This window comes from Micromonospora trifolii, from assembly GCF_050516465.1.
In the GTDB taxonomy this organism is placed as follows: Bacteria; Actinomycetota; Actinomycetes; order Mycobacteriales; family Micromonosporaceae; genus Micromonospora; species Micromonospora trifolii.
In genome coordinates this window covers 86329-112464 of sequence record NZ_CP191526.1, presented here as the reverse complement: position 1 = coordinate 112464, position 26136 = coordinate 86329, and the positions used below count along the sequence as shown (strand labels likewise).

At 69.5% G+C, this 26136-nt stretch carries 26 protein-coding genes and 1 tRNA gene; 17 read left to right on the top strand and 10 right to left on the bottom strand.

The window, feature by feature from the left end:
* Positions 1–58: 58 nt before the first annotated feature.
* Positions 59–1342, top strand: a complete 1284-nt coding sequence (locus tag ACQRWP_RS00535) for a glycosyltransferase 87 family protein (protein WP_430500286.1) — start codon at positions 59–61, stop codon at positions 1340–1342.
* Between the two features lie 120 nt (positions 1343–1462).
* On the opposite strand, the gene ACQRWP_RS00530 is transcribed toward ACQRWP_RS00535, so the two are convergent.
* The 3 genes from ACQRWP_RS00530 to ACQRWP_RS00520 all read right to left on the bottom strand — a co-directional run bounded on the left by ACQRWP_RS00530 (position 1463) and on the right by ACQRWP_RS00520 (position 5051).
* Entirely contained in the window at positions 1463–2482 is a 1020-nt protein-coding gene (locus ACQRWP_RS00530; protein WP_430503375.1) for a hypothetical protein, read from the bottom strand.
* Between the two features lie 149 nt (positions 2483–2631).
* The gene (locus ACQRWP_RS00525; protein WP_430500284.1) at positions 2632–3366 is read right to left on the bottom strand and encodes a YcnI family protein; all 735 of its coding nucleotides are present in this window, start codon (positions 3364–3366) and stop codon (positions 2632–2634) included.
* A gap of 17 nt (positions 3367–3383) precedes the next feature.
* Complete coding sequence (locus ACQRWP_RS00520; RefSeq protein WP_430500282.1) at positions 3384–5051, bottom strand: copper resistance CopC/CopD family protein; 1668 nt, start codon at positions 5049–5051, stop codon at positions 3384–3386.
* A gap of 172 nt (positions 5052–5223) precedes the next feature.
* Between ACQRWP_RS00520 and ACQRWP_RS00515 the strand changes: the two genes are divergently transcribed.
* Genes ACQRWP_RS00515 through ACQRWP_RS00500 form a run of 4 tightly spaced genes read left to right on the top strand, consistent with a single transcriptional unit; the run spans position 5224 to position 8159 of the window.
* Positions 5224–5814, top strand: coding sequence for a sigma-70 family RNA polymerase sigma factor (locus ACQRWP_RS00515; RefSeq protein ID WP_430500281.1), 591 nt, complete (start codon positions 5224–5226; stop codon positions 5812–5814).
* A 32-nt stretch (positions 5815–5846) separates the two neighbouring features.
* Positions 5847–6371: a MauE/DoxX family redox-associated membrane protein gene (locus ACQRWP_RS00510; protein ID WP_430500280.1), complete on the top strand. Its 525-nt coding sequence runs from the start codon at positions 5847–5849 to the stop codon at positions 6369–6371.
* Entirely contained in the window at positions 6364–7080 is a 717-nt protein-coding gene (locus tag ACQRWP_RS00505) for a DsbA family protein (protein WP_430500278.1), read from the top strand. Before ACQRWP_RS00510 ends, ACQRWP_RS00505 begins: the two co-directional genes overlap by 8 nt.
* The gene (locus tag ACQRWP_RS00500) at positions 7077–8159 is read left to right on the top strand and encodes a hypothetical protein (protein ID WP_430500277.1); all 1083 of its coding nucleotides are present in this window, start codon (positions 7077–7079) and stop codon (positions 8157–8159) included. The genes ACQRWP_RS00505 and ACQRWP_RS00500 overlap by 4 nt, the downstream gene beginning before the upstream one ends.
* A gap of 144 nt (positions 8160–8303) precedes the next feature.
* Here the strand turns inward: ACQRWP_RS00500 and ACQRWP_RS00495 are convergent, their stop codons facing one another.
* From ACQRWP_RS00495 to ACQRWP_RS00480, 4 genes are read right to left on the bottom strand one after another with little or no spacing between them, the layout of a single operon-like run.
* Positions 8304–9062 (bottom strand): energy-coupling factor ABC transporter ATP-binding protein, encoded by a 759-nt coding sequence (locus ACQRWP_RS00495; protein WP_430500275.1) that lies wholly within the window; start codon positions 9060–9062, stop codon positions 8304–8306.
* On the bottom strand, positions 9059–9829 hold the full coding sequence (gene cbiQ, locus ACQRWP_RS00490) for a cobalt ECF transporter T component CbiQ (RefSeq protein WP_430500274.1): 771 nt from the start codon (positions 9827–9829) through the stop codon (positions 9059–9061). Before cbiQ ends, ACQRWP_RS00495 begins: the two co-directional genes overlap by 4 nt.
* Positions 9830–9843: 14 nt before the next feature.
* Positions 9844–10269 carry a PDGLE domain-containing protein gene (locus ACQRWP_RS00485; protein WP_430500273.1) on the bottom strand — a complete coding sequence of 142 codons (426 nt, stop codon included), beginning with the start codon at positions 10267–10269 and terminating at the stop codon, positions 9844–9846.
* Positions 10266–10982 carry an energy-coupling factor ABC transporter permease gene (locus ACQRWP_RS00480; protein WP_430500272.1) on the bottom strand — a complete coding sequence of 239 codons (717 nt, stop codon included), beginning with the start codon at positions 10980–10982 and terminating at the stop codon, positions 10266–10268. Before ACQRWP_RS00480 ends, ACQRWP_RS00485 begins: the two co-directional genes overlap by 4 nt.
* A 172-nt stretch (positions 10983–11154) precedes the next feature.
* On the opposite strand from ACQRWP_RS00480, the gene bcp reads away from it, so the two are divergent.
* From bcp to ACQRWP_RS00460, 4 genes are all read left to right on the top strand, one after another.
* Positions 11155–11631 carry a thioredoxin-dependent thiol peroxidase gene (gene bcp, locus ACQRWP_RS00475; protein WP_430500270.1) on the top strand — a complete coding sequence of 159 codons (477 nt, stop codon included), beginning with the start codon at positions 11155–11157 and terminating at the stop codon, positions 11629–11631.
* Positions 11632–11661: 30 nt separating this feature from the next.
* Complete coding sequence (locus ACQRWP_RS00470) at positions 11662–12588, top strand: HNH endonuclease (protein WP_430500268.1); 927 nt, start codon at positions 11662–11664, stop codon at positions 12586–12588.
* Positions 12574–12656 (top strand) — tRNA-Leu (locus ACQRWP_RS00465). Before ACQRWP_RS00470 ends, ACQRWP_RS00465 begins: the two co-directional genes overlap by 15 nt.
* A 91-nt stretch (positions 12657–12747) precedes the next feature.
* Positions 12748–13275, top strand: a complete 528-nt coding sequence (locus ACQRWP_RS00460) for an N-acetyltransferase family protein (protein WP_430500266.1) — start codon at positions 12748–12750, stop codon at positions 13273–13275.
* 4 nt (positions 13276–13279) lie between these two features.
* Here the strand turns inward: ACQRWP_RS00460 and ACQRWP_RS00455 are convergent, their stop codons facing one another.
* The 3 genes from ACQRWP_RS00455 to ACQRWP_RS00445 form a co-directional block, all read right to left on the bottom strand.
* Positions 13280–14269, bottom strand: a complete 990-nt coding sequence (locus ACQRWP_RS00455; RefSeq protein WP_430500265.1) for an expansin EXLX1 family cellulose-binding protein — start codon at positions 14267–14269, stop codon at positions 13280–13282.
* A 111-nt stretch (positions 14270–14380) separates the two neighbouring features.
* Positions 14381–15199, bottom strand: a complete 819-nt coding sequence (locus ACQRWP_RS00450; protein WP_430500263.1) for an MOSC domain-containing protein — start codon at positions 15197–15199, stop codon at positions 14381–14383.
* 4 nt (positions 15200–15203) lie between these two features.
* Positions 15204–16037, bottom strand: a complete 834-nt coding sequence (locus ACQRWP_RS00445; protein WP_430500262.1) for a class I SAM-dependent methyltransferase — start codon at positions 16035–16037, stop codon at positions 15204–15206.
* Between the two features lie 119 nt (positions 16038–16156).
* Here ACQRWP_RS00445 and ACQRWP_RS00440 point away from each other — a divergent pair, with 119 nt between their 5' ends.
* The 8 genes from ACQRWP_RS00440 (at position 16157) to ACQRWP_RS00405 (ending at position 26039) form a co-directional block, all read left to right on the top strand.
* Positions 16157–17230 carry an LCP family protein gene (locus ACQRWP_RS00440; RefSeq protein WP_430500261.1) on the top strand — a complete coding sequence of 358 codons (1074 nt, stop codon included), beginning with the start codon at positions 16157–16159 and terminating at the stop codon, positions 17228–17230.
* A 263-nt stretch (positions 17231–17493) separates the two neighbouring features.
* Positions 17494–18879, top strand: coding sequence for a sugar transferase (locus ACQRWP_RS00435; protein WP_430500260.1), 1386 nt, complete (start codon positions 17494–17496; stop codon positions 18877–18879).
* A gap of 564 nt (positions 18880–19443) precedes the next feature.
* Entirely contained in the window at positions 19444–20508 is a 1065-nt protein-coding gene (locus ACQRWP_RS00430) for a glycosyltransferase (protein ID WP_430500259.1), read from the top strand.
* A 21-nt stretch (positions 20509–20529) separates the two neighbouring features.
* On the top strand, positions 20530–21402 hold the full coding sequence (locus tag ACQRWP_RS00425) for a glycosyltransferase family 2 protein (RefSeq protein WP_430500257.1): 873 nt from the start codon (positions 20530–20532) through the stop codon (positions 21400–21402).
* Positions 21399–22640, top strand: coding sequence for a hypothetical protein (locus ACQRWP_RS00420; RefSeq protein WP_430500255.1), 1242 nt, complete (start codon positions 21399–21401; stop codon positions 22638–22640). Before ACQRWP_RS00425 ends, ACQRWP_RS00420 begins: the two co-directional genes overlap by 4 nt.
* 13 nt (positions 22641–22653) lie before the next feature.
* Entirely contained in the window at positions 22654–23526 is an 873-nt protein-coding gene (locus ACQRWP_RS00415; RefSeq protein WP_430500254.1) for a glycosyltransferase family 2 protein, read from the top strand.
* Positions 23527–24672 (top strand): glycosyltransferase, encoded by a 1146-nt coding sequence (locus ACQRWP_RS00410; protein WP_430500253.1) that lies wholly within the window; start codon positions 23527–23529, stop codon positions 24670–24672. It begins immediately after the preceding gene.
* On the top strand, positions 24669–26039 hold the full coding sequence (locus tag ACQRWP_RS00405) for an O-antigen ligase family protein (protein ID WP_430500252.1): 1371 nt from the start codon (positions 24669–24671) through the stop codon (positions 26037–26039). Before ACQRWP_RS00410 ends, ACQRWP_RS00405 begins: the two co-directional genes overlap by 4 nt.
* Positions 26040–26136: the final 97 nt, after the last annotated feature.

The following is a 26136-nucleotide window of genomic DNA, read 5'->3' as shown; positions in this document are numbered from 1 at the left end:
CGCAGCCCACGCCCCGCGGCTGCGCGCTCTCGGCGGACCGGACCGCTAGGGTTTCGGGGTGCCAGCAGAACCCGTCGCACCGCCCGCCGTCACCGAAGACGATCCCGGCGGCCGTACGGTCCGTCGTCTGGTCGCGGTGGTGGCCCTCGGCGCTGTGCTGCCAGCGCTCTACCTGCCCGGCCTCGTGCACAACTTCTTCGATCTCAAGATTTACATGTCCGCGATGGACTGGTGGCGCGTCGGCCACCCGCTCTACGACTACGTCCAGCCCGATCGGGTGCAGGGCGAGTTGTACTTCACCTACCCACCATTCAGCGCGCTGCTGCTGTGGCCGTTCGGTCTGCTGCGGCTCGGCGCCACCGTGGCGATCTTCACGGCGCTCACCGTGCTGGCCGTGGTGCTGACCACCCGGTGGCTGGTGGCACCGGTGATCGCCCGACACGACCTGCCCCGAACGTTCACCCTGATCGCCGCCGTCCTGCTGGTGCTGGCCGTGGAGAGCATCCGCGAGACGATCACCTTCGGCCAGATCAACATGCTGCTGGTCGTGCTGATCCTGGCCGACCTGCTGTTCGCGGTACCGCAGGCGCGACGCTGGGCCGGGGTGGGCGTGGGGCTGGCGACGGCACTCAAGCTCTTTCCCGGCATCTTCATCGTGTACCTGCTGGCCACCCGGCGGTGGCGGGCCGCGGCGGTGGCGAGCGCGACCGCTGCGGCGGCGACCCTGCTCGCGGCGGCGATCGCCCCACGTGACTCGTGGCGGTTCTGGACGCACGAGCTGTGGACCACCGAGCGGGTCGGACGCACCGACATCGTCGGCAACCAGTCGCTGTTCGGCCTGCTCAGCCGGTTCACCGAGCCGGAGAAGCCGGACCGGCTGCTCTGGCTGCTGCTGGTCGCCGCGGTCGCCGGCTACGGGCTGTGGCGGGCCGCCCGCGCGGCGCGGGCCGGTGACGCGTTGACGGGCCTGACGTTGACCGGGTTGGTCGGCTCGCTGGCGAGCCCGATCACCTGGACCCACCACATCTACTGGTTCGTGCCGGCGGTGGTGCTGCTCGCCGACGCGGCGTTGAGCGCCGACCGCCCGGACGAGGCACGCCGACGTCGGTGGCTGGCCGGGCTCGCGCTGGGCATCACCGCCGTGACCATCTACGGGGTGGTGACGTTCCAGGCCTGGGGTGCGGGACCGGTCCGCACACATGATCCGGTGGACTTCGTCGTGCAGAACACCTACGTGCTGCTCAGCCTGCTGCTGCTGGCGGCGTTGCCGGTGCGCTCGGGGCTCGGTGCGGAAAATCGCACCAATTGGACAGACCTCCCGAGTAGCCATGTTCGGCGCTAACCTGTCCTCATCTACCTCAAGCGTCGCTCGGGTAGCACCGATCCCCCGGTGAGAGTGGCCCTCCGCGTCGGCAGCGCGGAGGGCCACTCGCCGTCTCACCCACCGCCACCGGCCGAGCCGTCATCCGGCCGAGCCGCCACGGGCCGGGTCGTCGCCCGGTGCGGCCGCCACCGGCCGGGCGGTGGGCTCGACCGCGTCGGCCGGCGGCCAGGCGAGACTCAGCGTCACCTCCGGTGGACGGGGCAGCCGGACCGGTTCGTCCAGGTCAGCGAGGGTGGCTGCGCGCGCCGCGCCGATCGCCGGCCGGGCGGGTTCCGCCGCTCCGAAACCGACCGGAGCGAGTTGTCGTGCCGGCAACGGCGGGGTCGGCTCGGGTCGCCGGGGGCCCAGGCCACTCAGCGAGGTGACCCCGAGCCGGCCGGCGAGCACCGGCACCTGATCCGGCTCGACCACGAAGATCACCTCGCGTGGCCGCAGCGGCCGCAGCAGGAGCAGCGCCGCGCACACCACCAGCAGCACGCCGACGGTCAGCAGACCCCAGGTGGCCGGGCCGGTCCACCCGGCCCGCAACTCGGCGCGCAGGTCCAGGGCCAGGTCCGCCTCGCCGTCGGGGCGCATCACCACCAGGCTCATGGGTTCGCCAGCGAGGTCGTCCGCGCTCCACTCCAGCGAGCCGATCCCCTCGCGTACCCAGAAGGGCCGGCCCAGCGGCGTGACCGGCCCGTCCGCCGTCGCGACGCCCGGGGTGTCGGCGGCCGGTCCGGCCGGGTCGAGCCGGACCGGCAGCGGACCCCGGGCCAGCGCCACCCGGCGGACCGTGGCGTGCGGCGACGCCTCCAGCCAGCCACGCACCTCGGCGGTGGGCGCCAATCCGACGAAGGCCGGCCCGCCCGTGGTGCGGGCGTCCAGGCGCAGCCGGGTCTGCGCGGTACGCGCGAAGGGCGCCTCCTGCCGCAGCAACCGGTCGAGGTCGGTGACCACGACCGCGTGACCGGGCGTGCGGACCGTTTCGAAGCGGGCGGTGAAGGACCCGCCAGGGTCGGCGTGTCGGGTCACCAGCCACAGCCCGCCACCGGCGAACAGCGCCGGAATTCCCACGACCAACAGCAGCACTCCGGCGATCACCCGCACGAACCGCATCCGCACCGTCCCCCTCCGTAGCCAAATACCCGGCCGACCTTACCGACGTACACGGTCTGATCAGGGGATATCCACGGCACGGCCGACATCGGCTCCGGAAAGCGCGCTGGCCCGCCGGAAGATCCGGCGGGCCAGCGGGTGGAACAGGGTCAGGTCTTGGCGACCGGCTCCCGGCGGGTACGCGCGAACGCCAACCCACCCAGCACCAGGCCGGCCAGACCGGCGACGAGACCGGCCACACCGAGGCCGACGGCGAGCCCGTTGCCGTCGTCGTCGTCATCGTCGTCGGGCGAGGCCACGGCTGCGGTCGGCGTGGCCGAGCCCGCCGGCGCCGCCGCGGCGGCCAGGGTGAGCACCGGAGCCGGGTGCTCCGGCTCCTCGGCGCCCGGCGCCGGGTCGTCGATCCACCGCGAGATGTTGCCGTCCGAGTAGGTCTGCAGGGTCTTGAAGATCATCGAGTCGACCTGCGGCAGCGGCCCCATCGAGACGGGGAACTCCTGGAACTGACCCGGCTTCACCCCCGCGTCACCGGAGGCCGTCCAGGTGATCTTGGAAACCGCTTCGGTGAGCTGACTGCCGTGCACCTCGATCGGCGGGTCCACCTTGCGCTTCTCCGTGGTGACCGTCCAGCCGGGCACCGGCATCGTCGACACCGAGCCGACCGGGGCGTTCTCCGGCAGCACCACCTCAAGCTTGATGGTCGACGCGGTGTCGCTCTCGTTGGGCACCCGGAACGCCACCCGGGCGTAACCGCCCTGGGTCGCCTCCTTCGGGTTCACCGTGACGTGCGCGGACGCCGGTCCGGCGAAACCGAGCACAGCGGTGGCGGCGGCGGTGAACGCCAGGGCGGCAGCGGCGGTTGCGGTACGCCGGAATCGGGTCATGGGTTTCGCGAACCTCTCTAACGGATGGGCACGGTGGCGGTCACCGTGGCCTGGTCGATGTCGGTCGTTCGGGCGGTGATCTTCAGTTGCCATTCGCCGGCGGTCGGCAGGCTGATGTCGCCGTAGGCGTGACTGTCCGTCAACCGCAGCAACGGCACCTCGATCGGCTCGATCCCGGCCGAGGGCAGCGCGACCGTCGCCTTCCACTCCGCGACCAGCAGTGGCTGGTTGGCCTTGTCGTACGCGTACAGGTGCACCGAGTTGTTGCCCCGCTCGGCGGGGCTCACCTCGACCTCGACGGACAGGAGCGGGCTGGAGAGCCTGGTGCTGAAGAGGCCGGCCTCGGCCCCGGCCGACGGGGCGGCTCCGGCGGTGCGCGCGGGCGTGGTCTGCACGAGCGTGGCGGACACGGCCAGCACCACCACGGTGACGGCCAACTCCACCAGGACCGCCCGGCGCACCGGCACCGGGCGTTGCGCCGCGACGCGGCTACGCACCAACTTCCGGGAGTACGCGGCCACGGCGATGACCAGCGCGAACAACCCGATCTTGGCGAGCAGCAAGCGCCCGTACGTGGTGTCGAAGAGCGCCTGCAGGGTGGCCACCTCGATCAGCGCCTGGACGGTGCCGGCCAGCAGCAGTGCCGAGACGGCCAGCGCCGCCCAGCGCGACCAGATCGGCAGGATCGCGCCCAACTCCCGCTCGTCGGCCTGACGCAGCAGGAAGACGGCGAGCATGAGCAGACCACCCAGCCAGACCGCCATGCTGCCCAGGTGGACCGCGTCGACCACCACAGAGACCGCCGGCGCCGGGGAGGCCGCCGGGTGTCCGGCCAGCGGCCAGGTCAGCAGGGCGGCGCCGCCGAGCACGGCCAGGATGATCGCGTCCGCGCGGCCGGCGGGTCGGGCCAGCAGCGGGCGGAGCAGGAAGACGGACGCCGCCAGCAGGCCGAGCCGGACCAGGTGGGCGGCACCGAAGGCGCTGCCGAACACACTGCCGAACCCCTCGCCCGTGACGTCGAAGAGACCACCGCCGGCCGTGTAGGGCACCTGCAACCACAGGTCGGCGAGGGTGGCGACGGCCACCAGACCGAGGCCGGTCCAGGCCAGCCGGGTCGGCCCCCGCCGGGAGAGCCGTCGTGGCCAGAGCGCGGCGAGCACCAGTGCCGGCCCCACCAGCAGCACCAGGCCGGCGTAGCCGAGGAAGCGGGCCACCTTCACCGCCGTCTCCACCACCGGGTTGGCGCGGCTGTCCGTGCCGGAGTCGACGGGTGGGGTCGAGGGTGCGCCGACCGAGTAGGTGAACGCCCCGGAGACCGGATGGCTGTCGGCGGAGATCACCCGGAAGCTGACCAGGTAGGTGCCGCGGGCGCCGGCCGGGTCCACCGGGATGGTCACCACGCCGCCGTTGAACGACGGTTCGCCCCGGTCGGCCCGGGAACCGTCCGGCGCGATGATCCGGATCTTGCCGGGCACCTTGCGGACCGACTCGCTGAAGGTGAGGACCACCTCGGAAGGCCCGCTCGGCACGATGGAGGCGGCGGCCGGGCTGCTGCTCTCCAGAACCGCGTGGGCGCTGGCGGAGGTGGCTGGCGCGATCAACAAGGCGACGACGGTGACCAGGAGGCCGGCGGCTGCGGCCAGCCTGGCGGCCCAGCGGCGGGGGGCGACAGTCATGCCGGCCATGGTCGCCGATGGGTGTTCCCTTCGGCGACCCGAGGGGGGTGGGGGCGTCGGTGGTCGCACGTCATGAACTGGTAGTCGGCCCGGATCGGGGAAAAGTTCCCGACGTGGCGCAGACCATCCAAGGGCCGAACGACCCTGACGCGCCGCCGACTGCCGCGTAACCTGATGTGTCGTGATCCCTGTCCCGCGTGACCCCGGTGCCGCCGGTCCGGCAGAACCGGTCGACGAGGTCGCCCGGGACCCGGCAACCGAGTGGGCGCTGACCGCCCGCGACGGTGACCCCACCGCCCAGGCGGCGTTCGTCCGGCTGACCCAGGCCGAGGTCTGGCGGTTCGCCGCCGCCCTGGTCGACCCGGACAGCGCCGACGACCTGACCCAGGAGACCTACCTGCGGGCGTTTCGGGCACTCCCCACCTTCGAGGGTCGCTCCAGCGTCCGCACCTGGCTGCTCGGCATCGCCCGCCGGGCCTGCGCCGACCACCTGCGCACGGTCATCAGGCGTCGGCGGCTCGACGAGCGCCTGGCGGCGAACGCGTACACCGACCGGCCGCACCCGGACCCGGCCGGCCAGTTCGGCGCCGCCGACCTGGTCCGCCGCCTCGGCCCCGAGCGGCGCTCCGCGTTCGTGCTCACCCAACTGCTCGGCCTGTCGTACGCCGAGGCCGCCGCCGTCGAAGGGGTGCCGGTGGGCACCATCCGGTCCCGGGTCGCCCGGGCCCGGGACGACCTGGTCGAGGCGGTCGGCGACGCCCTGACCGGCTGAACGGGGAACTTCCGGCGCGGACGGGACGACAAATGAGCGTGACAGCACCTTCCACCCGGGGTGGCCGTTGGCCCCTGGTCCGCCCGTGGCTCGGCATCGCGGCCCGACTCGGCCTCGCCGCCGTCTGGCTGCTCGCCGGTGCGTCGAAGGTCAGCGATCTCGCCGCCTCCGGGCGGGCGGTCAACGCGTACCAGGTGATGCCGTACGACGTGGCGACCGTGATCGGCGCTGCCCTGCCCTTCGTCGAACTGGCGTTGGGCGTGCTGCTGCTGCTCGGGCTGGCCACCCGGCTCGTCGCCGGGGTGTCCGCCGCGCTGCTGGTGGTCTTCATCGTGGGGATCGCCTCGGCCTGGACGCGTGGGCTGGCCATCGACTGCGGCTGCTTCGGCAGCGGCGGGCAGCTGGCGGCGGGGCAGGCACCCAGTTACCTCCCGGAGATCCTCCGGGACCTGGGATTCTTGGTTCTGGCCGGATTTCTGCTGATCTGGCCGCGTACGCCGGTATCGGTGGACGGGTGGTTGTCCGGCGAACCCGTTGTGGAGGACGAGGATGAGTAGTCGCAAGGGGCAGCGGGACGCCGCCCGGGTGGTCCGCGAGCAGTTGGCCCGCGAGCGGCGTCGCCGCCGCACGATCTGGGTCTCCGCCGCCGCGGTCGTCGTCCTGGTCATCGCCGGTGTCGTCGGCTGGGCCGTCTGGTCCAACCAGCGCTCCGACAGCTTCACCACCCCACCCGGCGCCAACGCGGAGGGCACCGGCATCGTCACCGGCGGCGGGCCGGTCACCGTCGACGTCTACGAGGACTTCCTCTGCCCGGCCTGCAAGCAGTTCGAGCAGACCAGCGGGTCGACGCTCGAACAGTTGGTGGCCGAGAACAAGGCGAAGGTGGTCTACCACCCGGTCGCGTACCTCAACCGTTTCTCCACCACCGAGTACTCCACCCGCTCCTCGGCCGCCTCCGGCTGCGCGGCGGCGGGCGGCAAGTACCACGAGTACGCCAAGGCGCTCTTCGCCCAGCAGCCGCCGGAGGGCAGCGCCGGGCTCACCGACGAGCAGCTCATCGACATCGGCACCGGCGTGGGCCTCGACCGGGGCTCCTTCGGCAGCTGCGTGAAGGACAAGACGTACCGGACCTGGACCGAACACGTCACCGACGACGCCAGCCGGAGCAACGTCACCGGCACACCGACGGTCAAGGTCAACGGTCAAGCCGTCGAGAACCCCACCCCGGACGCTCTCACCGCAGCCGTGGCGGCGGCCGGCAAGTGATCCGTACCCTGCTGGGCCGCGCCGGCCTGGTCGCCGCCGCAGCCGGCTTGGTGACAGTGACCAGCGCGGCGCCCGCCGCCGCGCACGGCGCGGACGCACCGGACGGCACCGACTACCGCACCCGGACCACCGGGGTCGCACCGGCGCGGCCAGGGCTCGAGGTACGCGTCATCGAGGCGGGCGCCCGACTGGAGCTGACCAACCGCACCGGCCGCGCCATCGAGGTCATCGGCTACTCCGGTGAGCCGTACCTGCGCGTGGGCCCGGACGGGGTCTTCGAGAACAGCCACTCCCCCGCCACGTACCTGAACCAAACCATCACCGGGGACACCGCCCTCCCGGCCGAGGCCGACCCGGCCGCCGCACCGTCCTGGCGACGGATCGACGACGGCACCACCGCGCGCTGGCACGACCAACGCGCCCTCTGGCAGGAGTCGGCGCCACCGACCGCGGTACGCGCCGCGCCGGACCGCGAGCACCGGGTCCGGGACTGGACCATCCCACTGCGCGACGGCACCGACCCGGTGGTGATCGGCGGCACGCTGGACTGGGTGCCGCCGCCGGACGCGTACACCTGGTGGGCGGTGAGCATCGTGGGGCTGCTCGCGGTGGGCGCGCTCGGCCTGTTCGCCGCCACCGCCCCGGCCGGCGCCCGCGCGCTGTCCGCGCTCGGCGTGCTGCTGATCGTCGGCGGCGCGCTGGCCGTCGGGTACCCGGTAGGGCGGGAGTTGGACGCGGGGGCCCAGGGCGTGGGCGGGGTGCTGGTCGGGCTGCTCTCCGGGCAGATCTGGCCCCTGCTCACCGGCCTCGGCGCGATCACCGCCGGCTGGTACGCGCTGGGCCGCCGCCCGGCCGCCGACTTCGTGGTCGCGCTGGCCGGGGCCTGCCTGGCGCTCTTCGCCGGGGCGTCGAACGCCGCCGTGTTCGCCCGCGCCATCGCCCCGGTGCCGTGGTCACCCGCGGCCGCCCGGGTGATGGTGGCGCTCTTCCTGATCACCGGCGCCGGCGCGACAGCCGCCGGCATCCTGCGCCTGCACGCCACCTCCCGCACCACCGCACCGGTCGTCCCAACCCCCTAGCCCCCGCCCGCCCGCGCCCCCACACCGCGCCGCGCCGCCCGCCCGCGCCGATCTTGCACTTTGGGTTGGCCATATGCGGCTTTAGCCCCAAAGGCGGGGACAGAAAGTGCAGGATCGCGCGAATGAGGGGGTGGGACGGGGCGGCTAGGGCTGCGGGGTGAAGCCGTGGGGGAGTTCCAGTCGGTGTCTGGCCAGCAGGGGGGCGTCGTTGAGCAGGGTGTTGGTGGGGGCGTCCGCGACGATCCGGCCGTTGTCCAGGATCACCGAGCGCTCGCACAACTCCGCCGCGTACGGCAGGTCGTGCGTGACCATCAGCAGGGTCACCGGCAGGCCGCGCAGGATCTCGGCGAGCTCCCGACGGGCCGCCGGGTCCAGGTTCGACGACGGCTCGTCGAGCACCAGGATCTCCGGATGCATGGCGAGCACGGTGGCCACCGCCACCCGGCGACGCTGCCCGAACGACAGGTGTTGCGGGGCCCGGCCCCGGTGCTCACTCATCCCCACCGCGGCGAGCGCCTCGTCCACCCGGGCGGCCAGCTCGGCCCCGCGCAGACCCAGGTTCGCCGGCCCGAACGCCACGTCCTCCGCCACCGTGGGCAGGAACAACTGGTCGTCCGGGTCCTGAAAGACGATGCCCACCCGGCGGCGTACCTCGGCCAGGGTGGCCCGATCCGGGGTGACCGTCAGCCCACCGACGCTCACGCTCCCCTCGGTCGGGGCGAGAATGCCGTTGAGGTGCAGCACCAGCGTGGTCTTGCCGGCGCCGTTGGGCCCGAGCAGCGCCACCCGGTCGCCCCGCGGCACGTTCAGGTCGACCCCCTGAAGGGCGACGTGCCCGTCCGGGTACGCGTAACGAACACCCCGAACGTCCAGCGAGACAGCGGTCTGCACGACACCGATCATGACAGCACGACGGCGGCGGCGGCGATGGAGGCCGCCAACACCGGCACGGTCGCCGCGACCAGCCACTGACCGGCGCTCGCCGCACCCTCGCCCTGCCACACGGCGGGCATCCGCCCGGTGTAGCCCCGGGACAGCATCGCCAGATAGACCCGCTCGCCGCGCTCGAAGGCGCGCAGGAACAACGCCCCGATCCCGGCGGCGAAGCCGCGCAACTGCCACAGGAAACGCGGGTCGTCGCCTCGGGAGATCCGGGCCACCCGCATCCGCCGCGCCTCGCCGACCAAGACGTCGAGGTAGCGCAGCATGAACGTGGCGATCTGGGTGAGCACCTGTGGGCAGTGGAGCCGGTCCAGCCCCACGATCAGGTCCCGGGTGGTGGTGGTCGCGGCGAGCAGCAGCGAGGCGAGCACCCCCAGGGTGCCCTTGGCCACGATGTTCCACGCGCCGTGCAGCCCGTCCTCGGACAGCCGCAGGCCCAGCACCTCGACCCGGTCGCCGCTGCCGAGGAACGGCAGGGCGACGGCGAACAACACGAACGGCAGCTCGATCAGCGCTCGGCTGAGCAACCACCGCGGCCCCACCCGGGCCAGCGCCGCCACCACCGCCACCAGCACGGCGTACGCGCCGAAGGCCCAGAACGCCTCGCGTGGGGTGGCCACCACGGCGAGGGTGAAGACCACCATCGCCACGATCTTGACCTCGGGCGGGAGCCGGTGCACCGGCGAGTCCGACTCGCGGTACAGCACGTGCCCGTGACCAGCCCCCATCCGCGTACCCCTGCTCAGCTGGCCGCGTCGGCGCGGCGCCGGACGTCGCCGGACGTCGCGGGGTCGCCCTCGGTGGGCGTCGCCGCGTCAGCGTCGGTCGGCGTGCCGCCTCGACGGCGCAGCAGCCAGAACCCGCCGGCCCCGATCGCGAAGGTGACCAGCACACCGAGCACCCCGGAGAGGCCGGTGGAGACGAAGCTGTTTCGCACGCCTCGTATGCCGTAGTCGGCGAGTGGGCTGTCGGCCAACTCGTGGTCACGGGCCTGCTGGGCCGGGCAGCTACCCCCGACGATGTTGTCGTCGGCGTCGACGGTGCAGCCCTTGAGCAGGGACGAGTCCAGCCCGTCCGGGTGGGAGGAGGCGTAGTTGCTCACCACACCGGCGAGCAGCAGGGCGACCAGCAGACCGCCGGCCAGGAAGGCCCAGGAACGGTTCTTCATCGGACACCTCCGGCGACCGGGACGGCGGGGGCTGCGGGCGCGCGCAGGGAACGCAGCGCGTACACCAGGTCGGGGCGCACCTTCGCGACGGTGAGCACCGTGGTCGCGGTGATCAGGCCCTCGCCGATGCCGATCAGCAGGTGGACGCCGGCCATCGTGCCGGCCAGGCCACCCAGGTTGTTGCCCAGATCGGTGGTGCCGCCCAGCCAGTACTCCAGGACGAAGCCCTGCGACGCCACCACCACGCTGATCGTCGCGGCGACGAACGCGGTCACGGCCAGACCGGCCCGCGTGCGGGGCAGCACCCGCAGCAGCAGCGCGATCAGCGCGTACGCCGCGGCGGTGCCGAGCAACGCCATGTTCGTGATGTTGAGGCCAAGCATCGCCACGCCGCCGTCGCCGAAGATCAGTGCCTGCACGATCAGCACCACGGCCACGCAGAGCGCGCCGACCCAGGGGCCGACCAGCATGGCGGCGAGCGCGCCACCGAGCAGGTGGCCACTGACCCCGGCCGTGAAGATCGGGAAGTTGAGCATCTGGACGGCGAAGATGAACGCCGCCACCAGGCCGGCCATCGGGGCCAGCCGGTCGTCCAGGTCGCGCCGGCCGCGCAGAACGCAGGCGGTGAGCGCGGCAAGAGCGAGCGCAGCGAAGATCGCTGCCACGGGACCGTCGATGATCCCGTTCGAGATGTGCATCGCCAGTGTCTCCACGCGACCTCCCACGCGTCAGCGGGCCCGACCGGGCCGGCGTGGGTCAGCCTATTTCCCAAGCATCGTTGTTGCCAGACTCTGGCAACAACGCATGGGCTTGATCACTCCAGGCCCGGCCCCGCCAGCCCATCGGTGCTCGGCCGGTCGGCGGCACGGCGGTAGGGTCGGGGCCATGACCTCGCCCGACCGCCTCTCCCCCGGTGACCCCGCACCCGAGTTCACCCTCGCCACCGACACCGGCGACCAGCTCTCCCTCGCCGGCCTGCGAGGTCGCAAGGTCGTCCTGTACGCCTACCCGGCCGCGATGACCCCCGGCTGCACCAAGCAGGCCTGCGACTTTCGCGACTCACTCGCCTCACTCCAGGCCGCCGGCTACGAGGTCGTCGGCATCTCCCCGGACAAGCCGGAGAAGCTGGCGAAGTTCCGCGAGCGCGACGCCATCACCTTCCCGCTGGTGTCGGACCCGGACAAGGCGGTGCTGACCGCCTACGGCGCGTACGGCGAGAAGCAGCTCTACGGCAAGACCGTCACCGGCGTGATCCGCTCGACGTTCGTGATCGACGCCGACGGCAAGATCGAGCGGGCGCTCTACAACGTCAAGGCCACCGGGCACGTCGCCAAGCTCCGCCGCGACCTCGGCCTGGACTGACCTGTCGTACCGGTTCGCTACGGTCCGTCAGTGGTTCGATACAAGTACACGCCCGAAGCGCTGGCCGCCGCTGCCGCCGTCGCCCGCAACATCACCGAGGTGATGCGGTTGCTCGGCGTACGCGTCAGCGGTGGCTCGCACGCGCACATCAGCCGGCAGCTCAAGCGGTTCGGCATCGACACTTCGCACTTCACGAGGCAGGCCCACGACAAGGGGCGGCGTGGCGAACGGCGCACCACATCAGCGCAGCTCCTGCTTGTCCTGCCCGACGGGTCCCGCCGGACGCCCGGCGTGCGGTTGAAGTGGGCGCTGGGCACACTCGGCGTGCCGGAGGAATGCGAGGAATGTGGGATAGGGCCGGTGTGGCGTGGCGCGTCGCTCATCCTGCACGTCGACCACATCAACGGGGATTTCCTCGACAACCGGCCACCTAACCTACGGATCCTCTGCCCGAACTGCCACAGCCAGACCGCCACCTACGCCGGCCGGCGAAACCGGGCTCGTGACCTCACCATTCCCACGGCAACGGCGACCGGTGGCGAGGAGCACTCGTACGAGGCAGCAAGTTCCGGTCGCAGACCAGCAACGCTAGAAGAGATCGTCGACCTGTTCGGTCGGGTCGACGCGCAACAGATGACGGCCCTTGATGCGGCACGACACCTGGGCTACCACCCGGCATACCTGTACAAGGTCCGGCGCACACTCGAGCAGGAGGGCGTGCTGACACCGCGTCCGGACCGCCGCTGGCGTACGAGGGCTCATCGCGACGCGGTGATTGAACAGGCGCTGGCCAATCCGGATGCTGGACCGAAGCGGCTGTCGGGGATCCTCCGCGACCTGCCTGGCGGGGCATGCAAGGTGAGTCATGGCACGGTCTCGACCATTCTCAAGGAGGCCGGGCTCAACACCGTCGGAGCCAGACACTCTAGACTCAGGCAGTTGGCGGGAGTGGCGTAACGGCAGCCGCGCAGGTCTTAGGAACCTGTATCCGGAAGGATGTGGGGGTTCGAATCCCCTCTCCCGCACAGGGCAACGAACACCACGTGCTGGACGGTGGTTGTCGGGTGCGTCACTGTCGCGGGTCGTGGCCCTGGTCGTCGGGTCAGGATGGCCAGCGTGAGTCTGCGCTTCGTCCTCGACCCCGCCCTCACCCCGCAGCTACGTGCCGAGATCGTCGACCTCTGGGTGGACGTCAGCAACGCCGGCGGGGCTGTCGGTTTCGTGCCACCGGTCACCGCCACCGACGTGCACGTCACCGCCGATCCGACTTTCGCCGGCATCGCCGACGGACCGGACCGGCTGCTGGTCGGCTACTCCGGGGACCGGCTGGCGGCAATGCTGATCTTCAGTGACAACCGTTTTCCGCTCACTGCGCACTGGTGTGTGGTGAAGCGGGTGATGGTCCACCCGGACACCCAGGGCACCGGCTACGGCTCGGCGCTGATGGTGGAGGCCACCCGGCTGGGCAGGGCGTTGGGCCACGAGGCGCTGCACGTCACGGTGCGCGACGGGCTGGGGTTGGACAAGTTCTACGGCCGCCTCGGGTACCGGGAGATCGGCCGGCTGCCGGGCGCGTTGCGGGTCGCTCCCGATGACGACCGGGACGAGATTCTGATGTGGCTCGATCTGACGGACGCCGACTGAGCGGTCAGCCCGCGCACCATCTGGCGTTGGCCCGGGCCGAGCTGGTGGTCGGCGCGTCGGTGGCCGGGGCGCTCGTCCTCGCCACCTCGACCGAGCGACGGGTCGGCGTCGGCGTGACGGCGGGCCGGTTGCTCGGTGGTCGGGTGGACGCGGACGGACGACGTGGGGCCGCCCCGCCGCCGGGTGCGTACATCCGGACCGTGCTGTTCTGCACCTGGCCCGGCGCCATCCGGATGCCGCCGACGGTGGCCCGCTTGCCGTACACGTCGGTGATCCGGACGTTGAACGGTCCCGGCCCGGCGCCGGAGGCGATCAGCCAGTAGTTGTAGTCCTGCCGGGCGGCCGACTGCCAGGGGTCGCTGTCACGCTGCCGGACCTCGACGGACCGCAGCGGGTTGCCGTGGTTGCCGACGCGGACGGCGAACCACCACTGCGACGCGCCCTCCTTGATCCGGAAGGTGAGTGGTCCGGGCAGCGGCGGGTTGACCACCGCGCGGTAGGTGACCGGAACGAGGCCCTGGACCGGGTCGGCGATCCGGGCGAACGCCTCGCGGGACAGGTCGAGGTGGCCGGGCTCGCACTCCGGGCACTGGTCCATGATGAGCACCCGGACGGTGCCCTTGGGGCCGACGACGTCGAGGAATCCGCCGCAGGCGGCACCGGCGGAGTATTCCGTCGGGCCGAGCGCGACGTAGAGCCGGTTGGCCGGGGCAGCCGGGTTCGAGCAGTTGCCGCCGGCGCCCTTCGAGTCGTAGAAGGTGGCCTTGCCGGTGTGCGTGGCGGTGCCGGTGGGCGGCGCGGCGGCCAGCGTCCGGCCGGCGGCGCAGGCCGGGGTGGAGCCGGACCGCAGGGTGAGGGTGAGCCCGAGCGTCGCCGCGAGGATGGTGACGCCGGTGGCGACGAGCCAGGGCTTCGCGCCGGACGACGGCGCGGGCCGGTCCTCTGGAGGATGGTCCAGGTCGATGTTGATGTCGACAGCGCTTCCGTCCGTCACGACGGCGATGCTGCCGGACCCGGTCGGGTACCGACAAGCGGGCTAAGCCAAAGCTAAGACTGCATCGACGCACGGTGACCGTGGGGTGCCGATTGCTGTTCGACGGTCCGGTCAGGGCGCGATGACGATCGGGGCGTCCACCGTCAGGGGTCCACTGTCGAGCGGCACCAGGTGCAGTCCGAAGAGGAGTTTCTGCTTGACGTTGCGGTGCCGCCCGAGGGTGCGCAGCGGCTCCTTGGTGCGTACCCCGGTCTCCTGGTCGGTGGTGGTCACCACGCAGCGGTCGCACGGCCCGGCGGCCTGGAAGGCCCGGTCGCCGATGCGCAGCCGCCGACCGACCCAGTCGTCCTCGGCCCAGGGCGGCGCACCGTCGACGACCAGGTTCGGTCGGAAGCGGGTCATCGGCACCGGTTCCTCCCCCTCTTCGGCCAGCCAGTCGTTGAGGGCGTCGAGGGAGGCGGCGTTCGCCAGCAGCACCGGGTAGGCGTCGGCGAAACTGACCTGGTCACCGGTGTCGTGTTCGCGGGTGCCAGCGGCCAGGTGGCGGGTCGGCTGGGCCAGCCAGACCAGCCGGACCGGTCGGCCGAGCAGGGCGCCGAGCCAGTCGTCGGCCGCCTGGCCGGCCGGCAGCGCGGGGACCGGGAACGTGCGGCTGCGGAAGGTACGCACCGCGACCGGTTCACCGCCGGCCGGCTCGGGCACGTCGAGGTCGGGCTGCCCGTCGGCGCGCAGCGACAGACCCCCGGGGCGCACCGAGGCGCGCAGGCCGACGAGCCGGGTCGTCTCCCGCTGGGTGACGCCGACCCCGTCGGCGTCCACGACCATCCAGCGCCGGTCGCCGGCCAGGCCCCAGGGGCGCACGAACGCGCCGTCGTGGTCGAGCCGGTGACAACCCTTGACGGGGTACGTGTGAATCGAGGTCAGCCGCACCCGGCTACCATGCCACGCCGATCCCGTCGCCCGGGTACCAGTGGTTGGCCGGGCTCTCCCGGTAGGCGAGGAACCGCCGGCTGGTGCGTTCGGCGTGTTCGGCGAGCACGTTGGTGCTGGTGACGTTGTCGGTGAGCAGGATCGCGCCGGGGGCGAGCTTGGGCTCCACGGCGTCGAACTCGCGCTTCTCGTGGGCGCGGCTGTGGTCGCTGTCGTGCAGGAACAGGTCGACCGGGCGGTCCAGCGCGCCGATCGAGGCGATCGAGTCGCCGATCACCAGGTCGACGACCTCCGACCACGGCGCGACCCGGGCGAGGTAGCCGGCCTCGGGGTTGATGTCCAGCGAGGTGACCCGGCCCGGGTGCCCCTCCTGGGCGTTGCGCAGCAGGGCGGACGCGAGGACGCAGGTACCCAACCCCTTGTCGACGCCGGTTTCCACAACGTGCGCGGGGTGGGTGGCACGGACGATCGCGTACCAGCCGACGCGTCGGGCATAGCGGACGTTCTTGTCGGCGAGACCACGGCGGGCTGCGGTGGCGGTGGCCTGCTCGATGTGGTGCCGCAGCACGTCGTCGGACTCGATTTCGGCGACGTAGCCACGGACCTGCTGGACCGGAATGTCGCAGACGACGCTGACGAACCAGGTCAGGTGGTGGCGACTGAGCTTGGTCAGCTCGTAGGTGTAGTTGTGATGTTCACGGGAGGTGACCAACCACCGGGCCGAGGCGCGCAGCACCTTGGCGTCGTGGCGGGCGACCCGGGCGAGCCGCTTGGGGAATGCGGCGACGGGTGCGAGTGGGGTACGGGCGATGGCTCGGCGCAGCTGCGTGGCGTCCACCGCTGCTTCATACCAGGTTCAGGCAATCGTTTGTGGGAAAAGTCTTTTGGTCAGGATGTGCAGCCGGATGGACCAGACAGGGGTACGTGAGCGTAACCCGCAATCAGTAGCATCGCGGCATGCAGTATCGCCAGGAGTACGTGGAACCCCAGACCCAGTTCATTGAAGCGCAGTCGCCGCCCGAGCCGACTGAGGAGCCCCGAACGCGGCGTCGCCGCCCTCGTTGGCAGAAGGTCGCACTCATCAGCTTTCTGGTGGTGGCGTTGCTCGGCGGTGGCGGTCTGATCGCAGGCGGGCTCTACTTCCGGTCGATCAATTCCGGGATCGAACGTGTCGACGCGTTCGACGGCGTGCCGGAGGCCGACCGCCCGCAGGTGGTTGAGAACGCCGAGGGCGCGATGAACATCATGCTCCTCGGCAGCGACTCACGCGATCCGGAGAGTGACTCCGGCTCCCGCACCGACACGATCATCCTGGCCCACCTCCCGAAGGACCGGTCCAGCGCTCAGCTCATCTCGATCCCCCGGGACACCTGGGTCAGCGTGCCGAAGTCAGCCAGCGGCCGGGGTGGTCGGGACGCGAAGATCAACGCCTCGTTCGCGTGGGGTGGCGTTCCGCTGATGGTGCAGACGGTGGAGAAGTTCACCGGCGTACGCGTCGACCACGTGACGATGGTCGACTTCGCAGGCTTCAAGGAGGTCGTCGACGCGCTGGGCGGCATCGACGTGACCGTGGAGGACAGCTTCACCACCCTGTACGGGCTGAACGGCCGCCGGACCTTCAACGCCGGCCCACAGAAGATGGACGGGGCGGCCGCGCTCGACTACGCACGCGAACGCCATGCCTTCGCCGACGGCGACTTCGCGCGTATCCGGCACCAGCAGCAGGTGATCAAAGCGATCCTGGACAAGGCGGCGTCGGGCGGGACGCTCGCCAACCCGGCCAAGCTGAACTCCTTCCTCAAGGCGACGGCGGACGCGGTCGCCGTGGACAAGTCCCTGAATCTGCTGGGCCTCGCCTCCGAGCTCCGCGATCTGCGCAGCGGCAACCTGACGTTCCTCACCTGCCCTGTAAAGGGGACCGGCCGGATCGGCACCGAGAGCGTGGTCTTGGCCGACAAGGAGAAGGCCGCCCGAGTCTTCGAAGCGGTCCGCAGCGACAACGTTCCGGCGATCTTGTCCGCCGCAAAGTAGGAACAGGAACTGCCTTGCCGGCCATGGTGGCGCACCTCGGTCAATCGTAAAGTTCTGTCGCCCTTCCGGTCGGAATGCGTAACCGAGGGCGTTCACGGGGAGGTCCACAAGTGTCAGGCCATCCGGCAACGAGCCATCCGTCCACACCACCACTCGGCGGACGACAATTTGATCTGCCGGGCGACGGGGACCGCCTCTACGACGGGGCACCACCCGTCCCTCAAGCTCGAGAGCCGGAGGTTCAGGCAAAGGTTCAGTCGGAGGTGGCCGGCCTGAGCACCACCGCCGTGCTGCCGTACGCCAGGTCCCGCACCTCGTCGCGGTTGCGGTGGATGCGGGCCTGGATGATGGTCGCGCCTGTCGACGCCGTCGCGCTGCTCGCTCCGCTGCTGCTGACCCAGAATCACTGGCGCGGAACCATCGCCAACGCCGCCCTGACGGTGGCCCTCTTCGCAGCCGGCGGCCTGTACCGGCCACGCCGGCACGTGAGCATCCTCGATGAACTGCCGAGCCTCTGTGGGCGATTGCTGGCCGCCGCCTCAGTAGTGGCCATCATCGCGGCGGAGCGTCACGCCTCGGTGACCTACGTCGGCGGATTTATGCGGAGCGTCGCGCTGTCAGCGCTGTTCGTGATCCTTGGGCGCGCGGCCAGCAGGGCGTTCACCGTCCTGTCCCGCAAGCGTAGGTGGGCGGAACACAACGCGATCATCGTCGGCGGCGGACCAGTCGGTCTCGAACTCGCACGGCTGCTGCGCCGCTACCCTCAGTACGGCCTGCGGTTCGTCGGCTGCGTCGACGCTCCGTCCCGACAGGACAACGAGGTCCTTCCCTTGAGCGGGACGCTGACGGACCTCGAACACCTCATACGGTTGGCAGAGTGCGAGGTCCTGATCATCGCTGACCCGGACTGCCACGAGTCCACGCTCATGGAAACGCTTCTGCAACCCCGCAGCTCACGCTGTGATCTCTGGGCCGTGCCGCGCTTGTGGGGATCACGCTCCCACAACGGCTACCCCGACCACATCGGCGCGTTCCCGATCGTCAAAATCGGTGACATCTCGCTGACCGGCCCACGGTGGGCCATCAAACGGGCGTCCGACATGCTGTTCGCCGCGATCGCCATCATCCTGTTGAGCCCGGTGCTGCTGCTCTGCGCCATTGCCACGTTCATCGATGGTGGCCGCGGAATCTTCTTCCACCAGGAGCGAATCGGCCGGTACGGCAAGCCGTTCAAGGTCATCAAGTTCCGGTCGATGCGTCCCGTGAACGAGCAAGAGTCGCAAACCAACTGGTCGATCGCGCATGACCGGCGGGTCGGTCCGATCGGCCGATTCATGCGCCGAACGTCGCTGGACGAACTGCCCCAGCTGTGGAACATCCTGCGCGGCGACATGAGCGTGGTCGGGCCGCGGCCGGAGCGGCCGTACTTTGTGGAGAAGTTCTCCGCCGAGTACCCAAACTACGCGGCACGCCACCGCGTTCCCGTCGGGCTGACCGGGCTCGCGCAGGTCAGCGGATTGCGGGGCGATACTCCGATCTCTGACCGGGCGCGGTTCGACAACTACTACATCGAGAACTGGTCGCTGTGGCTGGATGTCAAGGTGGTGCTTCGCACGGTCTCGGAGGTCTTCCGGGCTGGGGGTCGGTGACGAGCAGCACAGCGGACCGGCGCCGATGAAGATCTGACCGCTGAGTATCGACGCGGCGCGGGAGGTGAATTGTCTTGCCGGCTCTGGCGGGGTCGCTTACCAACCCATATTCTGCGATCGCATATTGCGCGCGACGACGCACGGCGGCGCGCGGCGGGGCGGCAACATCACACAACCGGGACGAGGGGATGCTTGCTGCCGTAGCAGGCGCGGGCTCTCCGAGTGGATGATGACTGCGCCCACCGACCTCGTCGCGCCGCTTCGAGAATTACCAGATCGAGAACTGGTCGCTGTGGCTGGACACCAAGGTGCTACGGCCGACGGTGGCGGAAGTGTTTTGTGGTAGCTGTCGCTGAGGTCCCACCGATCGGGCTGGGACCAGCCGCTGCATCACGAGGTACCGAACGATAGGGAGTTAAAGGTGATGTTCGAGGGCGTCTCCCCCAGGATCCGGAAGGTGCCTGCACAGCACCTGCAAGGTGGCGAGGCCTTGTGAGTACTACAGCCGGGCACACACCTGACGTCGGGCAGCATGAAGGACTCCCCGTTCTTGCCGGCTCGTCCGTGGCACTCGTCCACGAATGGTTCGGAGTTACCGGTGGCTCAGAGAAGGTCTTCAGGCAGATTGTCGACCTCGTCCCCCATGGGGAACGGTTCGTGCTGTGGAAGGACCGCGGTGTCGACGAGCCGAACCTCCGGGAATCATGGCTGGCCCGGAGTCCGATACGGCACAGCAAGGCCATGGCGCTTCCCCTCATGCCGTTGACCTGGCGGACGCTCACTCGTCAGCGGTTCGACGTGGTCATCTCGTCCAGCCATGCTTTCGCGCACACCGTGAAGCTGGGGCCGCCTGAGACGACGCGGCATCTCAGCTACATCCATGCCCCGGCTCGCTACATCTGGAGCCCCTCCTTCGACGGCCGGGGCTCAAGCCCCCTGCTCGCCCTACCACGGCGCGCGCTCCAGGCCATCGATGTGCGGTTCAGTCGACACGTACACAGCTACGCGGCGAACTCCCGTGAGGTGCAGGCCCGGATCCGCCACTACTGGCGACGGGACGCAGTTGTGGTCAACCCGCCGGTGGATGTCGGCTTCTTCTCATCCGCTCCCGCTGCGGACCAGGCCCAGTCTCGGGACTACCTGCTCGGCGTCGGCCGGTGGATTCCGTACAAGAAGTTCGATCTCATCATCGAGATCGCCGAGGCCGCCGGGCTGCCGGTCGTGATCGCGGGCTCAGGGCCCGAGGAGGCCAACCTTCGACGCCTCGCGGAACGCGTCCGCGTTCCTGTCACCATCGAGGTCATGCCGAGCAAGGAACGACTGCGGCAGCTCTACTGGGGCGCGAAGGCCTTACTATTCCCCGTTCACGAGGATTTCGGCATCATTCCGGTCGAAGCGCAGGCATGCGGCACGCCGGTCATCGGCATCAACCGCGGCGGGTTGCTGGAGACGGTCGTCGACGGCGAGACCGGCTTTCTCATCGAATCCACCACCCCGGACAGGTTCGCCGCGTTGACAGCCCGCCTGGGAGAGCTACACGAGGATCGGATCAGGGCCAACGCCTCGACATTCTCCGAGGCGGCGTTCGCCACGAAGTTCTCCGCTTGGGTATCAGATGCCGTCGCCTGAGCCAGCCGTGGTGACGTCCCGATGAGCACTCTCGGTATCGCCATCGTCAACTACATGAGCGCCGATGACACCGCAGGACTGGTGCGGTCGCTCGTGGCTCACAACACCGATCCCACCGCGCACGTCGCGATCACGATCGTCGACAACAGTGACCAACAGCAGGAGCTTGAGCCGATTCTCGAGTTCGCGCGACAACACGGCTTCCTGGCCAGGTTGATCCACGGGCACGGCAACGTCGGGTACGCCGCAGGAAACAACCTCGGCGCGCGTTGGCTTCTGGAGATCGGCGCTGACGTCATCTGGGTCCTCAACCCGGACACGAGGATCACCGGCGGCGTCCTTTCGTCAGCGCTAACCGTCTCCAGGGCAGGTGACTGCGCGATCGGTGCGACGACAAGCATCGACGCCGACGGTGGCAGTCGCCCGGATCTGGGCGCGCTGGACCTGTGGACCGGCCAGAGCGGACAGCCACCAGACCGGAATGCGGAGGGGCGCAAGCTTACCTATGTTGCGGGACACTCCATACTCATTACCCGCAGGGCGTTCGAGAAGCTGAACGGCTTCGCCGAGGACTTCTTTCTCTTCTACGAGGAGGCGGACATCGCGATCCGTTGCGGGCGCCTCGGAATACCGATCACGGTCGTCTCCGACCTCGAAGTCGAACATGCTGGCGGCGGCGCGACGGGCGCAAGCCGGGACATGAAGGCCAAGTCGATCACCACCTACTTCCATGCCAGCCGGAGCTGCATGATCTTTTTCCGCAAGCACTACGGCTACCGGCTTCCACTAGCAGCCTCCGCCCGGCTCCTCTACGCGGGCAAGGCATTGCTGGTGGCTGGCCCGAAGGCAGCGACAGCGGTCGTCCGGGGAGCTATTGCGGGGTTGCTGGCGTGACACGACCCCTGATTGATCCATTCCGGCGCGTGGTCGGAAGCGCCACGATGATGTATCTCTCCGCATTGGCAATGTCGGGCGTCGCCATCCTTCTCAGCGTCGCTCTTCCGCCAGCCGAACGTGGCCTCCTGGTAGCGACGACGACAAGCGCCACCATCGGCGTCGCGGTTGGCGGGCTGTCGTTGGAGACGTTTCTTCTGGCTCAGGGCCGTCGGTGGCTGGACGAAGGGGCCGGGCGGCGCAGCCTCGTCATCTACGTGGCCACCGTGCCACTGACGGCCGTTCTAGCCTGGATCTTCGCGCACTACTCCGAAGAGGCCACGCCGGGCATCGCCGCCGTGGGTGCCGCGTGTATCGCGGCGAGTAACATCCCTGCCGCGGCGGGGCTCACTCTGGGCCAGTTCCTGAGTGTCTACCGGTACCGCGCGGCGTTCGCCGCCGTCGCGCCGGCGCTCTATCTCCTGCTGATCCTCGCCTCCGTCAAGGATGCGGAACTGTGGTTGCTCGCCTGGCTCGGTTGCCAGGCGCTGATGGCGGTCGCACTTTGGGTGAAGCATGGAGTGCCACTGACCCGCATGGCGCGCAGGGCTTCGCCTCAGGCGGAACGTCTCAACCGGCTGGGTCTCACCCACTCGGGAGCGGTGGCCCAGGTCTTCACCTATCGCTTCGACCAGCTCGCGTTGGCCCGTTACCAAGGACCGGACGTGCTTGCCGTGTACTCCCTGGCCGTGGCGGCGATCGAGTTCACCCAGGCCGGCGCGGTCGTTGCGGCACAACGCACCCTCGGCGACCATGAGGACGGCTCGGCCCAGAGGCTGTACGGCATGCTGCGCCGGGCGCTGTATCTCGCGGTCGGCATGGGAATGGTCGTTCTCGTCGGGCTGGCGGCAATCGGCGTGATGACGAACGGATACGAGGCCGCGCTCCTAGTCGGGCTCGTACTGCTGGCGCGCAGTACCGCGGTGACCGTCGGCAAGGTCTTGAGCGCCAGGCTGGTCAATCTCGGTGGCGAACGCGCGACAGCGGCGATCGCAGCGGGCACGGCACTGGCCGCAGTCGTCGGCTACTCTCTCACCGCCCCCGAGTATGGCGCCATGGGTGTCGCCTCCGTCTCCGTCGTGCTGTTCGCCCTGCACAGCACGGTCACGGCCATTGTCCTCAGTAAGCGGCCCGATCCGCAGGTCGAGGCAGATCCCCAGGCGGATCTCACGAACAGTAAGGTTGGCAACGTTGCCTGACAAAGTCGTAGCAGTGATCCTCAACTGGAACTGCGCTGACGACACCATTCGATGCCTACAGGCCGTTGCCGGGGGCACCCATGTGCCAGAGACCATTGTCGTCGACAACGGTTCGAGCGATGACTCGATCGAGAAACTCGACAAACTGGACGGGCCCTTTACCCTGCTCCGGCTCGACGACAATCTGGGCTACGCGGGCGGGATGAACGCCGGCATCCGGGAGGCTCACGCCCGTGGCGCCGACTGGGTTTGGCTTCTGAACGCGGACGCGGTACCCCGGCCGCAGGCACTGTCGACCTTGCTACGGCATACAGATCAATTTGCGGTGTCGACGTCGTTGCAGACGACCTCCTCCCAACCGAGCGATGCGAATCCCGAACCCTACGTCGTTGCCGCAATGCTGCCGAAGGGCAAGGTCCGCCCATTTCGATGCGGAGGCTGCGAGGAAGGAGCGCACCAGGTGGACATGGTTACTGGCGCCTCGCTCTTCCTGCGGCTTTCCTCGGTCATGCAGGTCGGGCTCTTCGATGAACGATTCTTCCACTACAAGGAGGAGTTCGATCTGGTTCGCCGGATCGCCGATTCGGGTGACCGCATCGGATTCGTGTGCGGATCCGAGGTGTGGCACAAGCGGGGCGGCAGCCTCAGCGGATCCAGTCCCAGGGCCCGCTACTACCACCATCGCAACGAGGTCCTCTACGTGCGGAAGCACTACCCTCATCCGGTGCGGAGGCTGGTCAGCGAGCCGATCCACTACAAGAATGTGGCGGGGTCGCTGTTCCGGGTCGCGGTCGGCAAGCGGGAGCGCAGACGCGCCTCACTCGCCGTGCTGGCAGGGTACTGGGATGGCGTACGGGGCGTTCACGGTCCCACCGAGAGGTTCTAGGTGCACATCTTTTTCGTAAGCCACTCTTCGGACCTCATGGGCGCGGAACGTTCGCTGGTCGCGCTGGTGCGGGAGGCAGTCGAGGTCCGTGGCCACCGTGCCACAGTGTCGTTGCCGGACGACGGCCCGCTGCGGGCCGAACTCACCCGGGTGGGCGCCGAGGTCGTGGTCCTGCCGACGAAGCTGTGGATGGGGAAGCGGCACACGCCGTTGGTCGGGCTGGTTCGATCAAGCCAGTCGGCAGTCTCCGTCCCCGGGTACTGGCGATACATCCGTCGGGCCAGGCCCGACCTGGTGGTGACCAACTCGGCCGTTGTCCCGGCCGGCGCGATCGCCGCCAGGATGGCTCACGTTCCGCACGTCTGGACGATCAGGGAGAGTCTGCTCAGCAACCCGAGCCTGCGGTCAGCGCTGCCGAGGCGGATGATCGCCAGGATCATCGCCAGCCTGGCGGACGGTCTCGTCGTGATCTCGAAGTACGTTGCCGATCAGATGCTGTCCGCGGCTCCCGACGCCGGGCGGAAACTGCGGGTCATTCCGCCGTCGGTCGCACCCCGCCCCCTGGAGTCGGTACCGGACGAGCGCCGTGACACGGGGACGCTGGAAAGACTTGTGCTGCTGGGGCGCTACTCGCCAGAGAAGGGGCAGGCCGAGGCCATCGAGGCGCTCGGGAGATGCCTCCGAGCGGGACGCCCTTTTGAGCTGATGCTGGCCGGCGTCGGCGACCTGGCTGCGCAGCGAGCACTCCACGCACTCGCCAAGGAGCACGGGGTCAGTCACCTCGTCAACGTGTCCGAGTGGACGGACGATCCCCACGCCCTCTACTCGGAGGCGGATGCCACCCTGATGCTGTCTCGTAACGAAGCGTACGGCCGGGTGACACTTGAGTCGCTCATGTCGGGAACGCCGGTCATCGGGTTCCGTGCGGGCGCCACGACCGAGATCCTCGCCGAAGGCGGCGGAGTCCTGGTAGAGCCCGACGCTGAGGCGTTGGCGCGGGCCTTGGTGGCCTTGGCCGAGGACCACGTCGCGGTCGACAGGCTCACGTCCGAAGCGATGCGGCGGGCGCGTGAACTGAATTCCGCACCCTCGTCGGCGCCGAGCTTCATCTCCTATCTTGAAGAACTTCAAGCGACACGCCCGTGACAAGCTCCGCGAAGGTCTTCGGCCTGCCTGCCGTGCTAGCTGTCGCGGTCGGCGTCCTGGTGAGCTGGAAGCCCTTCCTGCTGGGCGTCCTGGGGTTGGCCGCTCTGCTCATCTGGGGGCTGTGGACCCCGGCCCGGTTGACGTACGCGCTGTTCGCAGTGTTGCTCCTGGTGCCGGTCACCGCAGACCCCGGTTATCCCGCCAAGCCGGTATGGATCGTCCTGCTGGCCGCAACAGCCATCGCCCTGCTCGGACGCCTTCAGCGCTTCCACCCGGACACACCACTCGCATCCGTCGGAATGTCTGCGTTCGCTCTGCCAGCCGCGGCCGTCGTCGCTGCCCTGCCGAATTGGAGCGGACCGAAAGACCTGATCGTCTCGCTCGTGCCATTCGTCTGCTATGCCGTCATCGCATGGCACGTCATAGAGGAAGCACGGCAAGACGCTGACGGGTTCAAGCGCCTTGCCAGGGGGTTCGCGTGGATCGGTGTACCCATGACGCTCCTCGCGCTCTATCAGCGCGTGACCGGGACGTGGCCGATCCTCGACGAACTGGCGATCAGCAATGCATTCACCTCATCAGCAGGCGCTGGCAGATCGGTAGGTACGCTCGGACACCCCATCGTCTACGGCACCTACTGCATGATGTCCATGTGCATTGCGGTCGCCCTACGAGGCCGCCTATGGCAGTTGCCATTCTTCGCCGGCGCGGTCGGACTGCTGCTTTCCGGCACGCGCAGCGCGTGGATTGGTATGGCATGCGCGATGGTCGTCTGGTATCTCGCGCAGAAGCGAAAGGTGACGCGCAGAGGCGTTACCCTCGTCGGGGTTTCCGTCGCGGTCGGAGCGGGTTTGATGGTTGCCGGTCCCAGAGCCATGGACGGGGTGGTGGAGATGATCAATTCCCGACTCTCCAACCTAACCGGACAAAGCTCTGCCACCGCGCGGTACAGCCGATACGAGACGGCATGGTCCAGCCTGTGGGAGGGCTTTGACACCGTCGTCTTCGGTCTGGGACCGGAGGCACACGTCCGGTTCTTCCAGCAGGTAGGAATTGGTGACCAGTTAGCGCAGACCTTCGACAACAGCTATCTTACTTTGTGGTACGACTTCGGGCTGATCGCTCTCCTGCCCTTCCTCATCATTCTGGCGATACTGCTCGTCAGAGCGAAGTCGTTGGCCGCCCGGATGCTGGTGGCGGGATTCGCGGTGCAAATCTTTTTCTTTGACTACTACCTGTGGCCGTGCGCTGCCGCCGTCCTGATTCTAGCGGCCGGTTTGGCAGTTTCTGAGGGTTCCGGCCGCGGCGACACCGTTTCCCGAGACACGGGCTCATTAGCTAATGTTCCGCTTGCTCGGACGGGATGAGCGAAGCCAGCGGCGGGCCGAAGCCCGCGGACTGCTAGTATAGTCGAGCGTATTTCGCACGAGTTGACCTTTGGCTTCTGGTTGGCGGGAGCCCGAA